Source organism: Pseudomonas sp. PS02303 (assembly GCF_029959925.1).
Classification (GTDB): Bacteria; Pseudomonadota; Gammaproteobacteria; order Pseudomonadales; family Pseudomonadaceae; genus Aquipseudomonas; species Aquipseudomonas mandelii.
The window spans coordinates 104,809-125,067 of the sequence record NZ_JASCOM010000001.1; the positions used below are offsets into that span (position 1 = coordinate 104,809).

27 protein-coding genes are annotated in these 20,259 nt (G+C 55.1%); 8 read left to right on the plus strand and 19 right to left on the minus strand.

Translation table 11 applies throughout. The annotated features are described in order from the left end of the window. Positions 1-198: 198 nt before the first annotated feature. From QMX98_RS00440 to QMX98_RS00475, 8 genes are all read right to left on the minus strand, one after another. Positions 199-780, minus strand: coding sequence for a hypothetical protein (locus QMX98_RS00440; RefSeq protein ID WP_282410024.1), 582 nt, complete (start codon positions 778-780; stop codon positions 199-201). Between the two features lie 113 nt (positions 781-893). Beyond that, on the minus strand, positions 894-1,244 hold the full coding sequence (locus QMX98_RS00445; RefSeq protein WP_282410025.1) for a hypothetical protein: 351 nt from the start codon (positions 1,242-1,244) through the stop codon (positions 894-896). Between the two features lie 380 nt (positions 1,245-1,624). Continuing rightward, on the minus strand, positions 1,625-2,053 hold the full coding sequence (locus tag QMX98_RS00450; RefSeq protein ID WP_282410026.1) for a hypothetical protein: 429 nt from the start codon (positions 2,051-2,053) through the stop codon (positions 1,625-1,627). A 182-nt stretch (positions 2,054-2,235) separates the two neighbouring features. After that, a complete protein-coding gene (locus QMX98_RS00455) occupies positions 2,236-3,654 on the minus strand; it encodes a hypothetical protein (protein ID WP_282410027.1) in 1,419 nt (472 codons plus the stop codon). A gap of 413 nt (positions 3,655-4,067) precedes the next feature. Then, the gene (locus tag QMX98_RS00460; protein WP_282410028.1) at positions 4,068-4,292 is read right to left on the minus strand and encodes a hypothetical protein; all 225 of its coding nucleotides are present in this window, start codon (positions 4,290-4,292) and stop codon (positions 4,068-4,070) included. Between the two features lie 11 nt (positions 4,293-4,303). Continuing rightward, positions 4,304-4,687, minus strand: coding sequence for a hypothetical protein (locus tag QMX98_RS00465; protein WP_282410029.1), 384 nt, complete (start codon positions 4,685-4,687; stop codon positions 4,304-4,306). Positions 4,688-4,847: 160 nt separating this feature from the next. Then, entirely contained in the window at positions 4,848-5,318 is a 471-nt protein-coding gene (locus QMX98_RS00470) for a hypothetical protein (RefSeq protein ID WP_282410030.1), read from the minus strand. A 402-nt stretch (positions 5,319-5,720) separates the two neighbouring features. Beyond that, positions 5,721-5,957 carry a hypothetical protein gene (locus tag QMX98_RS00475; protein WP_282410031.1) on the minus strand — a complete coding sequence of 79 codons (237 nt, stop codon included), beginning with the start codon at positions 5,955-5,957 and terminating at the stop codon, positions 5,721-5,723. A gap of 254 nt (positions 5,958-6,211) precedes the next feature. On the opposite strand from QMX98_RS00475, the gene QMX98_RS00480 reads away from it, so the two are divergent. Next, positions 6,212-7,207, plus strand: a complete 996-nt coding sequence (locus QMX98_RS00480; RefSeq protein WP_282410032.1) for a GIY-YIG nuclease family protein — start codon at positions 6,212-6,214, stop codon at positions 7,205-7,207. 198 nt (positions 7,208-7,405) lie between these two features. Here QMX98_RS00480 and QMX98_RS00485 read toward each other — a convergent pair whose 3' ends face one another. The 10 genes from QMX98_RS00485 to QMX98_RS00530 all read right to left on the minus strand — a co-directional run bounded on the left by QMX98_RS00485 (position 7,406) and on the right by QMX98_RS00530 (position 10,810). After that, the gene (locus QMX98_RS00485; RefSeq protein ID WP_282410033.1) at positions 7,406-7,636 is read right to left on the minus strand and encodes a hypothetical protein; all 231 of its coding nucleotides are present in this window, start codon (positions 7,634-7,636) and stop codon (positions 7,406-7,408) included. 182 nt (positions 7,637-7,818) lie between these two features. Continuing rightward, positions 7,819-8,013: a hypothetical protein gene (locus QMX98_RS00490; RefSeq protein ID WP_282410034.1), complete on the minus strand. Its 195-nt coding sequence runs from the start codon at positions 8,011-8,013 to the stop codon at positions 7,819-7,821. Between the two features lie 11 nt (positions 8,014-8,024). Next, a complete protein-coding gene (locus QMX98_RS00495) occupies positions 8,025-8,465 on the minus strand; it encodes a hypothetical protein (protein WP_282410035.1) in 441 nt (146 codons plus the stop codon). 79 nt (positions 8,466-8,544) lie between these two features. Next, a complete protein-coding gene (locus tag QMX98_RS00500; RefSeq protein ID WP_282410036.1) occupies positions 8,545-8,718 on the minus strand; it encodes a hypothetical protein in 174 nt (57 codons plus the stop codon). Between the two features lie 73 nt (positions 8,719-8,791). Next, positions 8,792-9,187, minus strand: a complete 396-nt coding sequence (locus QMX98_RS00505; RefSeq protein WP_282410037.1) for a hypothetical protein — start codon at positions 9,185-9,187, stop codon at positions 8,792-8,794. A 100-nt stretch (positions 9,188-9,287) separates the two neighbouring features. Further along, positions 9,288-9,599 carry a hypothetical protein gene (locus tag QMX98_RS00510; RefSeq protein ID WP_282410038.1) on the minus strand — a complete coding sequence of 104 codons (312 nt, stop codon included), beginning with the start codon at positions 9,597-9,599 and terminating at the stop codon, positions 9,288-9,290. A gap of 11 nt (positions 9,600-9,610) precedes the next feature. Beyond that, entirely contained in the window at positions 9,611-9,811 is a 201-nt protein-coding gene (locus QMX98_RS00515) for a hypothetical protein (protein ID WP_282410039.1), read from the minus strand. A gap of 8 nt (positions 9,812-9,819) precedes the next feature. Beyond that, positions 9,820-10,128 carry a hypothetical protein gene (locus QMX98_RS00520; RefSeq protein ID WP_200617906.1) on the minus strand — a complete coding sequence of 103 codons (309 nt, stop codon included), beginning with the start codon at positions 10,126-10,128 and terminating at the stop codon, positions 9,820-9,822. Positions 10,129-10,298: 170 nt separating this feature from the next. After that, on the minus strand, positions 10,299-10,619 hold the full coding sequence (locus tag QMX98_RS00525) for a hypothetical protein (protein WP_200617908.1): 321 nt from the start codon (positions 10,617-10,619) through the stop codon (positions 10,299-10,301). A gap of 11 nt (positions 10,620-10,630) precedes the next feature. After that, on the minus strand, positions 10,631-10,810 hold the full coding sequence (locus QMX98_RS00530) for a hypothetical protein (protein WP_200617910.1): 180 nt from the start codon (positions 10,808-10,810) through the stop codon (positions 10,631-10,633). Positions 10,811-11,567: 757 nt separating this feature from the next. Here QMX98_RS00530 and QMX98_RS00540 point away from each other — a divergent pair. The 7 genes from QMX98_RS00540 to QMX98_RS00570 all read left to right on the plus strand — a co-directional run bounded on the left by QMX98_RS00540 (position 11,568) and on the right by QMX98_RS00570 (position 19,495). Next, positions 11,568-11,984, plus strand: a complete 417-nt coding sequence (locus tag QMX98_RS00540; RefSeq protein WP_200617912.1) for a hypothetical protein — start codon at positions 11,568-11,570, stop codon at positions 11,982-11,984. Between the two features lie 355 nt (positions 11,985-12,339). Next, on the plus strand, positions 12,340-16,119 hold the full coding sequence (gene dsr1, locus QMX98_RS00545) for an anti-phage defense-associated sirtuin Dsr1 (protein ID WP_200617922.1): 3,780 nt from the start codon (positions 12,340-12,342) through the stop codon (positions 16,117-16,119). A gap of 201 nt (positions 16,120-16,320) precedes the next feature. Then, a complete protein-coding gene (locus QMX98_RS00550) occupies positions 16,321-16,716 on the plus strand; it encodes a helix-turn-helix transcriptional regulator (RefSeq protein WP_200617923.1) in 396 nt (131 codons plus the stop codon). Beyond that, positions 16,710-18,023 (plus strand): type II toxin-antitoxin system HipA family toxin, encoded by a 1,314-nt coding sequence (locus QMX98_RS00555; protein WP_200617925.1) that lies wholly within the window; start codon positions 16,710-16,712, stop codon positions 18,021-18,023. Before QMX98_RS00550 ends, QMX98_RS00555 begins: the two co-directional genes overlap by 7 nt. Positions 18,024-18,096: 73 nt before the next feature. Further along, positions 18,097-18,396 (plus strand): hypothetical protein, encoded by a 300-nt coding sequence (locus tag QMX98_RS00560; protein ID WP_200617926.1) that lies wholly within the window; start codon positions 18,097-18,099, stop codon positions 18,394-18,396. A gap of 67 nt (positions 18,397-18,463) precedes the next feature. After that, positions 18,464-18,757, plus strand: a complete 294-nt coding sequence (locus QMX98_RS00565; RefSeq protein ID WP_200617927.1) for a hypothetical protein — start codon at positions 18,464-18,466, stop codon at positions 18,755-18,757. A gap of 144 nt (positions 18,758-18,901) precedes the next feature. Then, complete coding sequence (locus QMX98_RS00570; protein WP_200617929.1) at positions 18,902-19,495, plus strand: GNAT family N-acetyltransferase; 594 nt, start codon at positions 18,902-18,904, stop codon at positions 19,493-19,495. A 58-nt stretch (positions 19,496-19,553) separates the two neighbouring features. Here the strand turns inward: QMX98_RS00570 and QMX98_RS00575 are convergent, their stop codons facing one another. After that, entirely contained in the window at positions 19,554-20,249 is a 696-nt protein-coding gene (locus tag QMX98_RS00575) for a hypothetical protein (protein WP_200617930.1), read from the minus strand. Between the last annotated feature and the right edge of the window lie 10 nt (positions 20,250-20,259).

Below are 20,259 nucleotides of genomic sequence, written 5' to 3' on the forward strand. Positions count from 1 at the left end.
GATACGGGGGTTTGAGCCTTGTGTCAATCTATGTTTCTGAGTGTCAAACTTTATTGTTTCGTGTCAATCTTTATTGTCAAAAACCAATAAAATTGCTCCTACTCGATCCTGGGGAGCGAAATGCGTCCCCTTTTACTGACTTGGCCCCGGTTGGCCGGGGCTTTGATTACAGCGGACGATTTTTCCTTGTTGTCGCGGTTAAGCGTTGTCTAGGTGCCGATCACGGTCGATATGGAACAGATACTTCCCAAGCGATTTCAGATCGCCTTTCCCGCTCGCTATTTCGTCCAGAATCTCTTCGGCGGCATAATCACTTACGCGTGCCATCCCTTCGACTTCCTGGCGCAGGTATGTCCGGTCAATCCTCGGGAAACTCCGACGATAGTGCGAAAGGTGCGCGAGGGTGCCGGCGAGGATGATTGCCTGGGCGCTGTCATCTGCCGATAGCCCAAGCTTCTCAGCAGCAAGAAGGATGGCCATCGCGTTGAGCTCAACGGTTGCAGCAAGGCGGTGAGGTGGCAATGACCCACTTAGCACCAACTTTCGAGCGGCGCGAAGAACATAAGGCAGGGATGGTGCAGTCTTGTGGTGCAAGGCATACCACTCGCCAATCTGCCGCATCTGGTCTTCGCTGGCGCCAGTCTCAGCTAGGGGCGCCGACCACATTTCGAATGAACTCTTGGGGACCTTCTGATCCTCTGGAAAGGAGCTTAAACAGGTGGCGAATGCCTTCACCAGCTGGAAACCGGTCAAGCTCACGGGCTCATCGAAGATATTCATTTAATGGACTTCACTTCTCAAGTTCGGAAATTTGGACAGCTAACACTGGGCCGTTTTAATTTGCCAAAGCCCAACAGAAGCGGGACATGCCCGTACCCGAGCAGGATATCCCCTTAGCTCTTTCTCAACTCACCAACATAGGCGCGTAGTGCTTTTTCACGTAGCTCGCGATCCAGTTTTACAAGACCCAAGGCCACGCCGTAAAAGCCGCCTGCGGGAGCAGGCTCAATTTCGAGGCCTACGAAGTTGGACACGAAGTCCATAAACTCCATTTCGAAGGCATCCGCGCTTTTGGCCCCACGGAGGAGTGACAGGTCGTCTGTCGCGGCTACCCGCTCAAGGGCAGTGGCCAACTGATCCCGCCACATACGCCGGTCATCACTAACTGGCATCAAATTGGCGAGCAGATCCGCCAGCAACTGAGGTGTCTGTAGGGGGGCTTCACGATCAGTTTCTGTAGCCATAAATTTTTCCTTACAGTTCGACGCGGATAGTCACCTTGGAACCCGACCCCGCAAAAATTGGGCTGCCGACACCATGCTTCGCTGCTGCTTGTTCAGTTGGAAGCTTTTCAGCCGAGGCATCTCAACCAGCAAGGGTGGACAACGCAAGCAGGGCAGGGATGGTGTTCTTCATATCGCCCTCTGAAAGCTTTCGTGGGTACGAAAAACGCGCCCAATAGGGCCTCGGCCCCGGTTTTTTGTGCCGAGGCTTGGGCGTTTTTGGGCGGTAGGTCTGCCACCTTTTCCGTTGAAGGCACCTGCTCGACCTCTATCCCTCTCGCAGGCTTTTCATTCAGATCGTAGCCTGTTGATGTTAAACCATCAGTCTAGGGAAACTCGCCCTAAAACGACCTTTTGATTTGGGCATGCACGCGACAAAGAACTGGATGCGCGGCCTGCAGATCGTTCGTCTTCTTTTTTGCGGCTGCGCACAGCGCTTCGAACTCTTCGTTCGACATAAAAGCCTTGTCGGCTTGGTCCTGGCCGCGCGCCGTGGCGTACTGTTCTTTAGTCCGTTGATCGTTACCGCGTTTATTACGGGCAAGTTGTGTCTCGATCACCTCCGCCTCTGCCATGTGAGCATCGTCAAGCTGCGCATACAACCCTTTGCGCTCTGCGTCGGAGTAGTACTGCCCAATCATTTGCAAGTCCGCCTGGAGGCGATGAGAGCGATCCAGGCCGCGCATGGACTCGGCGAGAACTTCCAGTGGTTTGAGAGCAGTAGCCAGCTCAGAGATGATTTGCTTAAAATCGTTTGGTGTGTCGCTCATTTCCTACTCCAAGTTACGGACGCGATACTGCATCCTTTCAAATTTTTGTTTTACGCACAAAGCCAGGTCGCGGTGGACTTGCGAAGCCCATTCAAGTGTTCATTGGCATCATGGTCGCCCGGGGGAGAGCGCTGCAGAGTGACAGGTCATGGCCAGAGATACGCAGTGAGTGGAAAGATGATTCAGGTGAGGCGCCTCGCGAAACGTGTTTCTACGCTCAACACAGAATGCTTGAGCTGAAAGTACATCTCGACGTCATCATTTACTCGCATGATCGGCTTTGAGGTGCAAAGCAAATGCCATGGCTTTTGGCCCAGCTCCGTCAGAAAATCTGTGGCAGCCGCTGATAGCGCAGAATCAGCGATGGACTGATTGAAGAACACTGGTGTGAAATTCATGGTCGCGCCAAATGCGTCCGCAATTTCATATCCCAGTTTGACGCGTTCGCATCGGCGACTCCGTGATTCGAACTGTTCAGGTTCAACCTGGCAGACGATGCTGACGGGAGTTGGATGGTAGTTGCCATCATCGTTGTCTTGACCCACCGACAAGCCAACATATCCAATAGGTTCCCAGCCCTGGCTGAGTTTTTCGAGCACGGTCGCGTATGACTCGAACGCCTCGCGGTCATTGTTAAACACGCCGTTGCGGGGGCTCACATCCTTGTAGACGGTAAGCACACTCTCCACCTCGAAGGTGCCAAAGGTAGGCTTCACATTCAATTTCCATTCAAGCGAATTGAAAGGCTTGAATGTGTGCTGTAGCAGGACATGCTTGTCCATCGGATTGAAGAGGTCCTCGCCGTCAGAGAGCATTACAAAGGCACCCGTCTTGACGCCGTCCTTGAGAATTTCGCCAGTCTTGGGATTGCGGGCGCTGATCTTGGCATAGCCAGTACCAGATAGCGCGACGCGCTTATGCGGGGGCCGCTGAAATTTCCCGAAGTATGCGGACCAGTCAGCAATCACGTCTCTCCAGACCTGGTCCTCGATCTGCAATCTGTGGTTTGCGCAAACCACGACCTCGCGAATAACACGACTGAGCGTATGGACGCTTGAGAGCGTGAATGAAGTAGTTGGAAAGGGGAGGTCGGCCGTTGAATGAGCGATTTCTGTCCGGATGTAGGCCGCTTTTACGGCCTCAATGATCTTATCCTTATCCAGATCAGGCAGATGTTGGCGAACAATCCTGTCAACTCGTTTCATGCCAATGAAATGGGCCATGAAACTGACGGTCGGATTTTGCAATGCAAGGCTTTGCGCAAAGACTCGAACTCGCTTCATCTCTAGCAGGAGTTCAGCAGGATATTCAAACTGAAAGGCATCGACTTTCGTCGCGTCATCGGGACATAGCCAAATACCATTGGCTTCTGCTCTGATTTCCTCGTTTGTAAGGCCAACTGGTGGTCTTGGACCCCCGGGAGAAGCTGCGTAGATGTGCGCAGCGATTGCTACCCCTTTCACACCAACGGAACCGTCGCCTTTGACTTCGGGACCAATGGTGACGTTGGGGCAATCATAGAAAGAACACATATGGCCCGCGTTGCCTGCAAGGATAATGCGCGTGGCCTGTAAAAAATTGACACGTCGTGACTTAGACATCCGCCAATTACTCTGATTGGGTAGAAATGCGTTGAAAAATGCGCCGCCGAGGTCTCGCTCACTGGATCAGTTTGAGGTCCAGTCGGAGGGTACTCGTGACTATGCGAACAGGTGAGCCAGACCCGCAACCGTAAAGCTCAGGCCTACGAGGAGCGCAATTCTGAAGCGCGTCTGGTAAGGACGATAGTGGGCGCTTTCAATCTTCGAAAACTCGGCTTCTCCGATCGCAGCATCACGCCTCGCGTACAAAGCGATGTGGAGATTGCGCTTTGATTTTTCAGGGTCCCGTTTCGCCTCAACGTAGAGTGAATAGTTCCAGTATGATATCCCAAGCGCCGTTGCGCACAGTGTCCATATCACTGATTGGATGAACAATACGGATGTCACGTTGCTCCTACCTCCTTGAACAAATCCTATCTGTTATCGGCGGCCCGCAATGCCGCCTTGATGGTGTTGCGCCGGGTTGTTGCGCGCCTTGATTTTTCGGCTTTCTCGATCACGCTGTGCAACCCAGCTTTGGCCGCAATCAAATGCGTTGCGTCATCCGATGCAGCCTCAAGGATCGCGCTCAAGTAGCCGGTAACGTCATGCAACGCTTCCAGTTCTTGGGCAGTGACATAAACGCTCGATCCCTTCATGGTTTTCCGTGCTATTCGGGCTTGTTAGTCTGAGCCTCAATCGAGGCCAAGAATACGCGAGCGCCGGGAGATGGGGTTTCGATACCTTCCATCACCATGAATCTGGCCAGCGACTCAGGGGTCACACGGACGCTTGGCCCCTGACAAAACATGATCGTTTCGAAGTGTTTGAACTGGCTGAGGTCATAGGGCTTATTTGCATTGGCTTGCCAAAGCTCGTCCATGAAAAAGAAGGCCAGGCCAGCCTTCTTGCCTTTGAAGTAACTGCCTCGTGGAAGCCTGTCATTGGGGCGCAGCCGTTGACGCCATTCATCGAAGGCGGCCGTTTTCTTGATCTGGCGAAGCCTCTCTCGATCAGCGACGGTAAGGCCCTGTGTAGCGGTGATGGTCTGCATGATTGATCCTGCTCGATCATGGGGAGCGAAAAGCATCCCTCTCCTACGGGCTTAGCCCGCACCGCGGCGGGCTAGTGGGTGTAGCGGGCAACTCTTCCGTTAGCTCATCAACGTAGATTGCCGTTTTGGCTTTGGCGAAGAATGAACGCATCTGATTTTCCTATGATTCCGTCCGCTCCCAGCGCAGCGAACTGATTGCCTTGAATTGACTGATTCCGACTGACCCACGCTCGTTCCTAGCTTTTGATCCAGGCCTAGTTAGGAGTGTCTCAACCGCAGGTCGAGGCGCTTCATAGATCTGAAACGCGTTGTATTCCGCATCGAGCAGCACCAGCAGAACCGTATCGAAGGGCTGGGTTAAATCGATTGATCCGACCCGGCCACCTCGAAGACGTGGATTGGGGAAATATCGACCCTTGATTTGAATCTTGAGAGTCACCCCGTCCCTTGTTTCCGTTGCGTCATAACCGGCTTGCCTGGCGAGCTCCAATTCGAGATCTAAAATCCGAGCAGCCTCGTATTCAGCTACCTCACCAGTAACGCCCAGAGGCTTGCCAGTGAGATGGTAGTACCGCCTGGCAAGGACCTTGGCGTCTCTAAGGATCAGGTAAACCTCGTCGGTCGCATCCATGCTCATTCCTATCCAGCCGTGATTTTGAAACAGGCTACAACAGAACCCATGAAAACGGCTGTGACGATTGCGAAAGCCAAAGGGGCCTTCAACCGGTATCCGAGATATGCAAACAGGATCGCGCAGGCTGCGAGAAAGATCACCAAAGGGCCGCTAGTGAATGCTTGAGAGTCCATAGAATTCCAATTCCGGTAATTACGGCAACCAAACAAAAAAACTAAGCAACTAGCCAAAAGGACCCCCACACCAACCCCACAGACGTGGAACGCCCCTTCAAAAAAGCCCATTAACTCAAGACGCTTTCTGGAGAAGGCTAGATACGGGACCACAAGCACCAAGGTAAGTAACTAAGCTTTAACAGAGGGCACGATCACTTCAGGTTCCACGTTCTTTTCCTTGGGCCTAGTACGGGTAGCGGTGGCGTGCCTTCGCACGCTTGTTGGCTGCCTGGATCATGGCCGGGGTTGCACGCCATACCAAGCAACCGGAAATCAGAGCGATCAACAGTGGAATGGTGAACCATCGCGAATCCATGCCATACAGCACCACTGCGATGACGGCGCTGGCACTCATCAGCACCGTTTGGACAGGTGCAATCTGAAGAGCTGCAATAGCCTCATCCATCGGGTTTCTTTTCATCTTCATTTCCTAGGCTGGTAGACCGTAGGTGTAGACCACTTTGGAAACCCCATTGAGGCGTCACCAGAGGGGAGCCCGGTCGCGCTTCGCGTTAGCTTGCCTGCGGCAAACATCGCTCCCAGGTCGCGGGCCAGTTGCTTGCACTTCGGCGCACCGACGTGCATGAACGTTACCTGAGCTTTAGTCGCATCGGCGTAGGCACACAAAAAGTCGGAATCGAGTACGTCAACACACGCTCGCCCTGGTGCGTCTGCATGCATCCACGCCTCAATCCACTGCTGTCTGTAGATGGGCTTCATGCCGTCCTTTGTGGGCAACTTGCCATTATCACGCTCATATTATCAGTTCCGGACAGAGTGCAAGCCGGCGATGCACTCCCGACCTACAAGGAATACACTCGCGATCCTGACTGCCTGGGAAGCGTTGCATTGAACCTGTTCGATCTGTTGAAACTGTGGGAACCGACATTTTCGCCGGAAAAGGCCAAGGTCCACCTGGCCAGGCACAACGGCGAGGAGCACCCTCTCGATGTGTTCATACAGGGAGGCTTCGACACGTGGCAGAGCCGCCAAAGCAATCGCAATTTCAAACTGCCCTACGTGGTTTCGCTAATTCAGGCGGGCAGTCCAACCCGATGGTTGTTTGCGGGTCTGTTTCGGACAATGGACTGCGTCGAAAGAGACGGCCCCAAGCCAGACTACATCTACACCTTAGAACGTGTGCCGGCCGCGGAGGAGTGGGTGGGGCGGCTGTATCTGAGCAGCAGCTACACCAAACGTAACTCCTATCCGTATGGCGTAACCTTGGTTGGCGACTTGGTGGTGACTGAGCTGTTGGCCGAACGCCTCAGCATTGGCCATTTCCCCGGCTTCAAAAAAGTAAACCTGACCAAAAGTCAGCTTGATGTGGTGGTGCAGCAGAACGTTGATTCCTGGCGCTCAGCACTGTCGAGCGTCAAGGGCATCTACCTCATCACCGATACCCATACTGGGAAGCTCTACGTGGGCAAGGCCGACGGGGAGACCGGTATTTGGGGGCGCTGGTGTACGTATTCGACGACCAGCCATGGCCACAACGTGGCGCTCAAGCGGGAGTTTGGCATTGATCCTCCGCCCGAACGTGAAAAGGATCTGCGATTCTCATTGTTGGAGATCGCAGACCTGCACGCGATGCCGGGGGAAATTGATTCGCGCGAAAGTCATTGGAAGGAAATTCTGTTGACCCGCTTGCATGGGTACAACCTCAACTAGCCAACATCACGGCATCGGCATCGGCATCGGCATCGGCATCGGCATCGAGAGTCGTGAAGGCCCCCCTCTGGGCGTCGGAAATTAATGCGAAACTATCGGGATGGCTGCTATTTGATGGGCGGTGCGGCCGCAGCCCGTCGTACAGGGGATCTTTCCTTCATTAATCCACGGCCGGGAGCCAGGTGTCGCTAGTGTGATTCACCACGGCGCGACACCAGCAGCAACGAAGAAATTCTGTAACTTTTCCAACGCTTCCTTCATCAGGTGTGAATCATCGTCGCTGATGGCTTTGGAACGACAATCGATCAGGTTCAAGCTCCTGACCAGTCGGGCCAAAGCGTAGGCTTCAGCTCGCTCAAATTCGGCAAATGCCGTTTCTCCAGTTCGGGTGTTATCGGCAGTTATGATCAGATCTGGGCTATCACTCATCTGGCATTTCCCTCAATTTTTGTATGCGTGGGCAATTTCGGTTCGCATGAAGGTTATTCTCGGCGAGAGTCTCTTCCGAATTTCGTCAATCAATTCGGTTATCCGTTCGCATTCATCCTTCGTGACACGCAAAAACGGCACGGCCCAGCATGGGCTGGGCTTAGGCGTGGCTGCGTCAATTCCTAGCCCTTTGGGGCTTGTCGGTCTGCTTCACAAAGAACCGAGTAAGCCAACGCTTCAATAGCAACCTGGTAGTTAATTCCAACTTCATGGGCAAGTGATTGATCCGAAGCTGGATCAAGCGAGACGTATGCTTTTCGAGCGTCGCGATACTTTTGGAGACGTTCAATCGTGGGTTCTGAAAAATTCAGTTGCATGAGACTTTCCGCTATCGTTGCAAGGTTGCACTTAAAACCAGTCTGTACTTACAGCTGGATTTATTGTCATCTGCATATCCGCAGTCTCCAAAAGGAATGGTCTTGGATTCTCCTTGAGCCAATTCAACTTTCTCGTTAAGCATTCCTCCAGCCACTGAACTCGATGGAGCCCCCGCACTCCATTTCGCCGTGATAGACACCGTCACACGGTTTTCGGCGGATAATTCTGGAGTCAATTCGAGCCGTACATTGTTTCCATCATCGCCAGTAGGGTTCTCACTCTTCACCGGCAATGTGCCGCCGAGCACGATTGGCGCAGCAAAATTAGTGATTGCCTCATCGCCTTGGAACACACTACCGATGAGATAAACGTTGCTTAGCGAAGCTGCAAATACCGACGCTGACATCAGCATGGCCAGCGCGGAGGTGGTGATAATCGTACAAGCTTTCATGCCTTAATTTTCCTTTATGTCACCCGGCCTTCCGGGGCTTCTATGGGCTTAGCCCATTCAAGGGGCTAACGGACCTGAATCAAACAACCTGATCCAACAAGGTCAGCCAATCCACCTCGGGAACGTCTTCAGTGCTCTGGCCCTGGTACTGCTCAATGAGCATATCGCGCATGCCAACGGCTTGCAGCCCGGTTGTGCCGGAGCCCATGAGTTCAGCAAGATCGTCCAAGTTCATTGCAGCTTCGATTTGCATGTTCATCTCCGATGTTCGTTGAGCTTGTTTTCGACTGGGTGATTTTCGTCCCACCCAGCCCATAGGGGTCTACCTACAACTTAGAAAACGACACGGAATACAGCGAGCTTACTGCTTCAACAGATCGGCCAGCAGTTCCCACCGAAAAGGCTTCTGCTTTCTCAAATTTTCCATTGCCAGTTTTTGCAGCTTCCTGAGGATCGGTAATCAGCCAGCCGTAAAGAGTATGCGGCGAGGGTGTGTTCCCCATGCACACTTTCAGCGCAGCCTTGGTCCCGCCCGGGTCTTTGACATCGGCGCTGACACAATCACCGTCTGGAACGGTCAACACAAACTGTTGCGGGCCAGCAGGGGTTTTAGCTGTTACTTGCACCTTCCACAGCGTAGGTGGTTGATCTGCCTGAGCAGCCAGTGAGACGCTGGCAAGGAGTGTGGCTGCCAACAGGGTGTTGATGCTTGGGACTTTCATGCTTTCAGTTCCTTCTTGGCTTACCGGCCTTCCCGGTGCCTCTACTGGCTTCGCCCAACGTTCGACGGCTGGGCTTGGGTGTAGCTGGACGACATTTCCGCTAACTGAGCGCTCGCGGCTCAAAGTGATTCAAAAAGCCTTCGGTATCATCGCCCGGCACATCGAGCGTTCGCATTTGCTCCAGATAATGATTGAACGTCTCGGCAGGAACGGTCTCGTTGAGTGCAGCAAGGAAACCTTGCATTTGACCAATCGCCAAAAGGCGGCGTTCGGGATCGTCGCGGAGCGAACCCACATTGCGTTCTGCGATCATAAAAGCCTGCGCCTGGAGAAAGTCGGCCTGACCTTCCCAGTAGTCGGGAGTCGGCTTTTCTGGTGGGAAGCCGAAGGGGTTTTCAATTCGATGGGGCATGGTCTATTCCCTTAACTTTCGGCTTTGAAGCCGGTACGAATGCCGAACATCCCACCGAGTGCAATGCTTAGGAAGAACAGGCCAACCACTGCGAGCCTCGAAAGCTGAAGGCTCGGCAGGAAAATAATCACCAGCGCAGCCATAACGACCAGAAACCCAACCGAGTAGATTGCGCCGAACTTTATTGCTCGATGAGCTTTATCTGTGAACATGATTGCCCTTATTTGAACCGATTTATCAGGTTGCAAAAAATGGCTTTAGCCTTGCGCTGGATGCCTACAAGGCTTGAGCTGAATTTGCCCACTGCTGCGGTAATTGGGGTTTGAAAAGCCCACCAGATATACGCCACAGCCAAGCCAAATGGTATGGGTATGGCGGCACCAATGAGCTTGACGATTTGCTCCTGCTGCGGGGCCAGATCGTGACTCCAGGTATACAGATAGGTGCCAGCGGTGATGAGGGCGGAAGCGATCACAAAAATCTGCAACAACTCCAGTATCGTAGGTTTTTTCTGGCTCACGGCTGACATGATCCAACTCCCAATATGCGAGCGCGACAACCGCGCCCTGGTACTGCTAAAGCCCGCAACTGGGCGGGCATTATGAATAATGCAGAGACTTTTCCATTGTGTCTGTGACTGTTGAAAACCGACTTGAGAAAGAGGGCTTTCGACAGCCCCGGCGAACCGGGGCAGTCTGGTTAGTCGGAGAGTACTTGTTGCCATTCCATCGCGGCGACACACGCAATTTCCTCATCATCAGACTCGCGGTAAATACCGATGAGATTGCTATCCCAATCCTGCATATCGGGTACATCGCTCCCATCTTCAGAGGTGATGAGAATGTAAAAATCACCACAGTCACGGCGCAGCGCCATGCAGCCGCCACCGGTATGAACAGCGACGAATCCGGAACCGCTCGGGTCAAACTGTCCGCTATCGTCGGTCAACAGCGTGTGGCCGAGCGAAAGAGTGATGCCAGCGGCATTTAGGGTGTTTCGAGCGTGGATAGCAGTTTGCATTGGGCGATTTCCTATGCGTTTAGAGCGGAGTTGACCAGCTCGCGAGCGTGGACGGCATCAGAGGCATAACCCTCACTGACCAGCCAGTCACAGGTGTGGGCCACTGAGGAACTTTTAACTGCGGCTTTGATGGTGCCGATCAGACGCTTTTTAAGCCCGCCCGGTTGGATGATTTTGGTTGTGGCTGCCATGGTCGATTTCCTCGGTACTCGTTATGGGTTCAGCGTCTCACGGGTCGCCGGAAACACAAGGCCATGTTCAGGCATAAATCAGCGTGTCATCAGGCCTTTCAGCATAATATTTCTCAGGATAACGGCCATGGTCGAAATCCCAACTCAGTACCGGTATTTTCCCACACTCCAGCAGTTTGCAACCCCTTATTCCCGCCCCTCAGCGGTACGAAACCTACGTCAAAGCCAGTTCGTATGCCCGGCGCAGAGTTTCCTGATCGACCGTCAGATAAGGCTTGCTGTGAACCAGCTTTGGTGGCCCAGGATCATTTGCACTGTCACCACGTCGCCGGTTGCAGCCAATACACGAGCAGCCAGTGAGCGCCGTCCACTGTGAGAGCTGCCGAGCTTAATCCCCGCTTGGCGGTAGAGCCGGCTGATCGTCTGCTGGAAACATCACAGGCCCGATAAACCTCCGGCCCACTCTCCAGCTCGCGGCGCATGAAAGCCAACTCGATTGCCTGGCCCTTGGGTTATCACTAACCGGGATTCAGGGCGCAGACCTCGATACTTAATCTCGGAACTGACGCCCCATGCTCGCCGCAGACGCACACTGATCCATTGCTCAATGCTGGCGAGGCACATGGGCTGTGTCAGGTAAATATTTCGCGCTCGGCACCCCTTCGTAATCTTGGCCCAGAACGCTTTTGCCGGTACCACCGTGTCGGTGGTAATCCTGGTGGCGCGCAAGAGATAGAAAAGGGGGGGGTGATTCCCTGTGCTGGTCCACATTGAGCTTGTGTGTTTGCCTGAGGCGGCAGCTCACATCTACTATCCTGATCCGCGCCTCGATGCGCGCACGACCAGCCAAAGTAATCAGGACGCCAGCCAGATGAGCACCCAGCGCTTCGCAAAATCACAGATGGACACCTTCTATCCTCAAGCACCTGCAGATCTTCAAGCGGAGTGCATCGTCGAGATGTCTCCACAGCAGCTTATCGTCAAATACATGAACGACGGCGAGCTCGTTGAGTACATCGGGGAAGCAGAGGGGGAAGGGCATTACCTCATTCGCGGTAAAGGGTTTGAGGCGAGCGGGACGCTGCACCTAGCCGATGGTCGCCGCCTGGAGGGCAGTTGGAAGGAAGGTCAGCAGTATGGGATGTGGCGTATCTTCCTGGAATCGGAGAATTAATCGACTGATCAGCGCTGCTCAAGCGCGAGCGTCCTCGACAGGACTTTGAGTCCTGAGCGGTCGAGCGCTGCCAATACCGCCGGCGCCAACTGCACATGCACCTGACGGTTGTGCAAGACTACTGGATCGCTGTTTATGCCGTCCGAATAGTACTCAGGGATAGCCAATGCGAGATGGACTGATCACACAGCCAGCTACAGGCGCAGCTCCCTTGGTATTGGCGGCCCACCGAAACACCATCGACCGCCTGCCCGGCGATTTCGTCCCCCTTAAGGTCACGCACTCCGCCATCACTGAAGCCGGCTACCCGCTGCTGCCAGATGCCCGGGTGCGGATGATTTCCGAGGTCCGCTGAATGCCGCAATTCGTCCAAAATGGCCCCTACATTCCCGAACGTTTGCTGCAGGCGCACGAGGAGGGGCGCGTGGTGTTCTTCTGTGGGGCAGGTATCTCCTACCCCGCACGCTTGCCAGGGTTCCGCGGCCTTGTGGAGGAGTTGTATCGCCGCCTTGAGCCGAATGCGAGTGCGGTACAGGAACTGGCGATCAAGTCCAAGCAATACGACACCGCCGTAGGACTCCTAGAAGCTGTAGTTGGGCGCCCGAGAGTTCGGCAGACGATGGCGAGCATTCTCACGCCAGACCTGAGCTCGCCCAAGGCCACCGCAACCCACAAGGCCCTGTTGAACCTGGGCAGGACTCGCGATGGGCGCACGCGATTGATCACTACAAACTTCGACCGTTTGTTCGAAGAGGTGACCCCTGCGGAGACCTTTCCGGTCCACGCCTTCCAAGCCCCCCTGTTACCCGTGCCAAAAAAGCGCTGGGACGGGTTGGTGTATCTGCACGGCCTACTGAGCGAGGACCCCACAGCAAGTGAACTGGATCGCCTGGTGATTTCCAGCGGTGATTTTGGCCTGGCGTACCTCACTGAGCGATGGGCCGCGGGATTCGTCAGCGAGCTGTTCCGCAATTACACCGTCTGTTTCGTGGGTTACAGCATCGCCGACCCCGTTCTTCGGTACATGATGGATGCTCTCGCTGCCGACCGGCTGCTCGGCGAATCGTCCCCGGAGATGTTCGCGTTCGGCAGTTATTCCCGAGGCGAAGAGGAAGATCGCGCCAACGAGTGGGAGGCCAAGAACGTCACACCAATCCTCTACAAGGAACACCGTCGTCACACGTACCTGCACAAGACCCTGCAGGCATGGGCGGAAACCTACCGTGACGGTGTGCGTGGCAAGGAACGCATCGTCGTTGAAAGCGCGATTGCTCGCCCTCTGGCAAGTACCAAGGAGGACGATTTCGTGGGTCGCATGCTTTGGGCGTTAAGTGACCGTCACGGCCTGCCTGCCAAGCGCTTTGCGGATCTAGAGCCGGTGCCTTCGTTGGATTGGCTAACGCCGTTGAGTGAGACTCGCTTCGGCCATATAGACCTTGCCCGGTATGGGGTGCCTCCGAATGCCCGCCTGGACAACAAGCTCGCCTTCAGCTTGATGCGTAGGCCCTTGCCTTACACGTTGGCCCCCTTCATGAGCGTGGTAGAAAGCGACGGCGTCAGCGGTCAGTGGGATGCGGTGATGGGGCATTTGGCGCGGTGGCTGACTCGTCACCTGGATGATCCTGCATTGTTGCTTTGGCTCATCAATTGGGGCGGCCGTTTGCACGTCAATTTTGCCTCGGGTATCGAGCACAGCTTAGAGCAACTGGCCACACTCGAGCGCGAAGGTAAAACCGACGAACTGACCCGAATTCGAACGGGTGCTCCCAATGGGGTACCCGGGCCTCTGATGCGTACCCTTTGGCGGCTGCTGCTCGGAGGCCGCGTTAAAGTCGGTCCGCGGGCGCTCGATTTATACCGTTGGCGAAACCGATTCAATCGTGATGGGCTTACTTCGTCTCTACGCCTTGAGTTCAGGGAGTTACTGTCGCCACGTGTGTCGTTGCGTGCGCCTTACGGTTCCTCCGCCGCGGAGGGTGAAGACCAAGAGCAACAACGACTCAGGGATCTGGTTGGATGGGAGCTCGTCCTGGTGGCGGATGACGTCCATTCCAACCTGAAGGACCTGTCCAGTATCGAACGCTGGCAAGGAGCGCTGCCCGATCTTCTCGCCGATTTCACAGGCCTGCTGCGAGACGCGCTCGACCTGATGAGGGAGCTGGGGGACGCTGATGACAGGCGTGACAACTCGTACTCACAGCAGCCGTCGATCGATGTGCACCCACAGAACAACGACTACAACGACTGGACAGCGCTTATCGACCTGGCGCGGGATGCCTGGCTGGCCACGGCTGCGGTTAACCCAGTCCGCGCGGCCCTCGAGGCGGAGCTCTGGTGGACCGTCCAATATCCTCTTTTCAAGCGCCTGGCATTTTTTGCTGCAACAAAAGGTGATGTCATAGGTAGTCGCCGGGCCCTGGAATGGCTATTAGCGGATGACAACTGGTGGCTTTGGTCGTTGGAGACTGAGCGTGAATCCACACGCTTGCTCGTTGCCCTGTCGGAGAAAGGCGATCCTGAGGTGGTCCTGGAGCTTGAGCGCGCCATTCTTGTCGGTCCGCCGCGCTCGATGTTCAATGCCGACGCCGATCCCGAGCGGCTGGCACGTATCCTGGATCGGGAAGTATGGCAACGGCTGGCAAAGGTCATCGGCGCCGGCGCCACGTTGAGCCCGGAGGGACAGGAACGGCTGGATGCGCTCAGCCGGCAATACCCAGAGTGGGCTTTGGCGGAAGATCAAAGCGATGAGTTTCCTTTCTGGAGCGGAAGCGACGATAACTGGCGAAAATTCACTGCCACTCCCCGCCGACGCCGTGAACTGATTCAGTGGTTAAAGCAGCATCCAGACGCCGATTACTTCCAGCAAGATGACTGGAGGGAGCGTTGCCGCGACAACTTTGCAACTACGGCCTGCGCCTTGTGGGCTCTTGCACAAGAGAATTGTTGGCCGGCAAGCCGCTGGCGCGAGGCGCTGCAGGCATGGTCAGAAGACAAGCACGTCTCACGCGCCTGGCGTTATATGGCACCCGTATTGGCTGGCGCACCGGATGAGGCCATGGCATCCGTAACGCACGGTGTGAGCTACTGGCTGAGGACCGTCGCTAAAACCTTTGTTGGGCACGAGGAGGAATTCTTCACGCTCGGGCATCGCGTCCTGGAGCTGCACACCCGCGACGGCAATGATACGGATGACCCCGTTGGACGAGCCATTAATCATCCCGTTGGGCATGTCACCGAGGCGCTGCTCCAATGGTGGTATCGGCGGTCACTGGAGGACGGGAAAGGGTTGCCTGTGGAGCTTAAGCCCACTTTTACGGAACTCTGCGATGGTGGCATTGAAAAATATCGGCATGGGCGGGTCTTGCTCGCGGCCCATGTTATTGCATTGTTCCGGGTTGACTCTGAATGGGCCTCGGAAAACCTGCTACCTCACTTTGAATGGCAGACCTCTGAGCATGAAGCTCGCGCGGCATGGGAAGGTTTTTTGTGGTCGCCCCGCCTATACCGTCCTCTGATGGAGGTGCTGAAGGGCTCGTTTCTGGATTCCGCTCGTCACTATGAAGCCTTGGGCAAACATCGTGTGCAGTACGCCTCACTCTTGACCTATGCCGCACTGGATCAGGGCGATACATTCACGTCCTCCGAGCTTGCTGGCGCCGTCCGCGCGCTCCCTCCAGAAGGATTGCGGTACGCGGCAAATGCGTTGGTTAATGCTCTGGAAGGTGCGGGCGATCAACGTGCGGACTACTGGACGAACCGGGTGGCCCCCTTTATCAACAACCTCTGGCCAAAAGGCCAGGATGTTATGACGCCGGTGATTGCCGAGACCCTCTCCCGATTGTGTGTAGCGGCGGGCGGAGCATTCCCTGAGGCTTTGGAGATGCTTCGTGCTTGGCTACAGCCATTGGGGCATCCAGATACCGCGGTACGCATGCTTCATAAAGCGGACCTTTGCAGGACTTTCCCAGAACAGGCCTTGGATTTTTTGAGCCTGGTGATTGGTGAGCAAACCCAGTGGCCACCAACCAATCTATCCGAGTGTCTGGAAGCCATCCGAACCGCTGCGCCACCGTTGGAGGCGGACCCGCGGCACCAGGAGTTGGTGACTTACTTACGCGTGCACATCCGAGGATGACCTCGGAGAAAGGGCAGGTTCAGGGTTTGTTTATCATTAAGGGAAAGATTTCTTTATCTAATCGCTGATTATTACAAATAAAGGAAACATTTCTTTACCTTGATGGATAGATTGGTTGGGGGTAAGCTTTGTGTAAACAAGGTTAAGCTTTCTTTTCCTTGAGGCGAGATTTTCGTATTTACGTAAAGAAAGGTTTCCTCTATGAACATTCATGGCATGACTGACGACGCAATTGCCGTTGAGCTAGGGGCACGACTTCAGCAGCAACGCTTAAACCGGAATAAGACGCAGGACCAGCTTGCAGAAGAGGTGGGTGTGAGCAAGCCAACTATCGTCCAGTTGGAGCGCGGTCAAGGAAAGTTAACGACGCTCATCGCGGTAATGCGGGCGCTAGGAATGCTCGATCAAGTGAATCAGATCGTTCCCGAGGTCCCAGCTTCTCCTATCCAGGTCCTCAAGATGAAAGGCGCTGTGCGCGTTCGCGCTACAGGTAGTGTGGGACGGCACTCAACTGGAAAGCTCACAGCGAGGGAGGGCAAAAGCCATCCTTCAGTCACTCACAGCAAGCGAGTTAGTAAGGACAGCAGCGAATGGTAGCCAGCACAGCACGAGTAAGCCTCTGGGGGCAGCCTGTCGGGGCATTGGTTTGGGATGAAGAAAAGAGGCTTGGTAGCTTTGAGTACTTTCCAGAATTTATCAGCACCGGGCTTGAGATCGCTCCGCTGACGATGCCGTTAAGCGCTGGCACCATCTACTCATTTCCCGGTCTCAATCCTGAGGTCTTCAAAGGGCTGCCGGCGTGCTTGTCTGACTCCCTGCCAGATGACTTTGGTAATGCGTTGATCGACGCATGGCTGGCACGTGAAGGGCGGGACAAAGCATCCTTTAGCCCGGTCGAACGCCTGCTCTACACGGGGCATCGTGCAATGGGCGCCCTCGAGTATGATCCGGTAATCAACGGTGGTTTGGGAGCCAGCGTCCCTGTTGAGCTCGAGTCCCTGGTGGCGCTTGCCGGTGACGTTCTATCCGATCGTGAGAGCTTCACCGCGAAGTTCGCCAATCACGAGACGACGACGGCCGAGGATGACGCGATGCACCGATTGTTTCAGATTGGTACGAGTGCGGGCGGCGCCAGGCCAAAAGCGGTCATCGCCATGAATGAGCAGGGTGAGATCCGATCTGGTCAGGTTCCTGCACCAAAGGGTTTCACACACTGGCTGTTGAAATTCGATGTGGAGAAAGGCGCCAGCAGCTTGGGTGATCCTCTTGGCTTCGGTCGGATCGAGTATGCCTATTCTCGGTTAGCGAAAGCGGCCGGTATCGACATGACCGAATGCCGCTTGATTGAGGAAAATGGCCGGGGTCACTTCTGTACGCGCCGCTTCGACAGAACCGATGACGGCGAGAAATTCCACGTCCAAACCCTCTGCGCGTTGGCACATGCTGATTTCACCAAGCCGGGAGCCTTCAGTTATGAGGAGGCGTTTCAGGTGCTGCGCCGCATGAAGCTCTCCCGTGACGATGCGATTGAGCTCTACCGTCGGGCTCTTTTCAATGTCCTAGGCTGCAATAACGATGACCATACGAAGAACTTTTCCGCGTCGATGGACCAGACCGGCGAATGGGTCCTCTCACCGGCCTACGATTTGGCCTGGTCCTACCGAGCGGACTCGTATTGGGTATCGAGCCATCAGATGAGTATCAATGGCAAACGTGAAGGCTTCACCCTGGAGGATTTGCGCATCCTCGCTAGGCAGATCGGTCGATTCAACCCAGAGTCGGTCATCGAACAAGTTCGTGAGGCCATGAAGTTGTGGCCAGCGTACGCGGAGGAGGCCGGGGTTCGCGAGGAAATGATTGCTGGGATCAAAAAAACACAGCTTCTGGACATAAAATCCAGATGAATGACGCAGATTAAAGCCGGCGTTCCCGAAAACCTAAAACGCAGATCCACACGGGGAAAATAACGGAGGCACTATGGCAGTTGAGATTGAGGTGGTTGAACGGACCCGCAAGGCCCTCGCTGTTGCCGCACAGGAAAATGTGACAGATCGGATGGCGTCGATCGACAGTCTCCGATATGCCCAGGCGCTGACATGGCGCTGCCATCCTGAAATCCCGTTGTTGACCTTGCTGCAGTTCGAGATGAAATTGCGCGAGCCGGTTGAGGCATGGCTGGCAGATGACGTGCGTGGGGCGTTTGCCGGGCCACTGATATGCAACGATACCGCGACGGAATTGTGCCAGCAGTGGCTGGCGCTCTTCCAATCGTCCTAACTGGACGGCGCCGCCCCTCACGGGTAAGTGCGTGGCTTCGCGAAAACGAATAAGGAATGGAACATCGATGAAGAACCAGAAAACGAGGGTATCGCGCCAGGCAAACCTGGGTGGGCTGAGCAAGGCTCAGATCGATCACGTGATGCGCAGCTTCCCTGAAAATCGTGCATCGATGGCTGATTACCTTCGGCAAGGGGTCGATGTTTACTTCTATCGTCATGATGAAGTACCGGACGTGCCGCCGGTTGCGATTGCGGTCGTCCAGGACCCAGCCTATTGGATTGACTGTGCCGAGTCCGAAGATGTAGCCGTGCTTCTAGCAACCCAGCTTGGACTGTCTGTCACCCGCGGGATCTTATAACCGAGCTCAGGGCAACGGGTTTACCTCCTTCACGGTGAAGTCAGAATCAAGCCCACTACAGCCTCGCTGGTTGCCCAAGCGCGCCATGAGGGCTGTCAGTAGGTCGGCCCCATTTTTGGTCCTCTTAACTCACGGAGAACTTCCATGACACAGCAGTGGGCGGTGCCCCATGACATCGTTGAGAGCTTCCTTCCGTCGATATTTGAAAATGATGCGAAAGGGATTTTGTCTGATTTATTAGGACAACCCGGGCTCGCCATGCACTTCATGGGCTTCTCCGAAGCTCAGACGTTGCAGGCGATCCGCCATGTCGTTGGCATCCTTGAAGAGTGTTATCGCGCTGGCCACCTAAAGATTGCAATCAGTCATGACGACGGTCGCCTTTACGGCTATGCCATGTTTTTCGTGCACCCAGATCCAGCCATGCCTCGGTATTTGCACAAAATCTTCGTATTCAAGGCCTTCAGAGGACATGGCATTGGCAGCCAGTTGCTGGGGGGTGTACTCGACGATTCGCAAGGCACTTGCTTGCTGTGCAGCGATGATCTGGTTCCGTTCTACGAGCGTGCGGGCTTGGAGTTCAAGGGGATCTTCACGCCACCGACTGCGCAGCAAGGCTTTGCCCTCACAAGGGACATGTACGCAGATCTCGCTTTGATGGGGAGCCCGGGAGCCGAAGGCACGGCGCCAGTCTTCATGTTGAACGATGACGACATCAAGCAGCTTCTTGTCATCTGACCTTGGTGGAAGAAGCGAGAAATGTCGTCATGGGTGTCGAGGCGGCTCAGGTGTGGGCCTAGCGCTCCAGCTGCTGAAGAGATGCCTCGTGTTCTACGGCAGCTTTGATATCGCGCACGGCGACCGCAAGGTCTTCACTGCTGCCCTCGACGTAGTCAGGCCATGGCGTGAAGGGCTGCTGAGAATCCTGATTGAAGAGGACGCTAGTGGGGCAGCGGTAGGCGAGGGGGCCAGTGTCTCTGAATCGCACCAGGGCGACCCCACTTGAGCATGCTTTCATGTCGCCGAGGTCGGCCTCATCGCGCAAAAGCTCAACGTTGGCGATGCCGTCATTATCGGAGCTGAAGAACGTCAGGTGCTTGTAGGCTGATAGCACTCCGACCGTGCCCGCGAGGAGAAGAATGACAAGACGACCGCAAGCCCAGAAGGCCAGTTTTCTGTCAGACCAGGCCTTTCGTGCTCCGATGAACGCTGCGACCAGGATTACCAGAGCGCCGGAAAGGAGCAGGTATATCTGCATGCGGCCACTGCTGGCATCGACCCGCACATTCTCGCCGGTGTAAAAGACTCCGAAGAACAGGGTCATTACTGGTGCGGTATAGGCTGTGGCCACCAGTATAGGGATCAAGGCCGCGACCGGATTCGGTCGTGCAACCTCCGGTGTGCTCATAAACTCGAGCATCTGCAGCACTACTTTGTGGACTTTGGACATGGCGACGATCATCACCAGGGAACATAAGAGCAGGTACAGCATTTGAAATCCT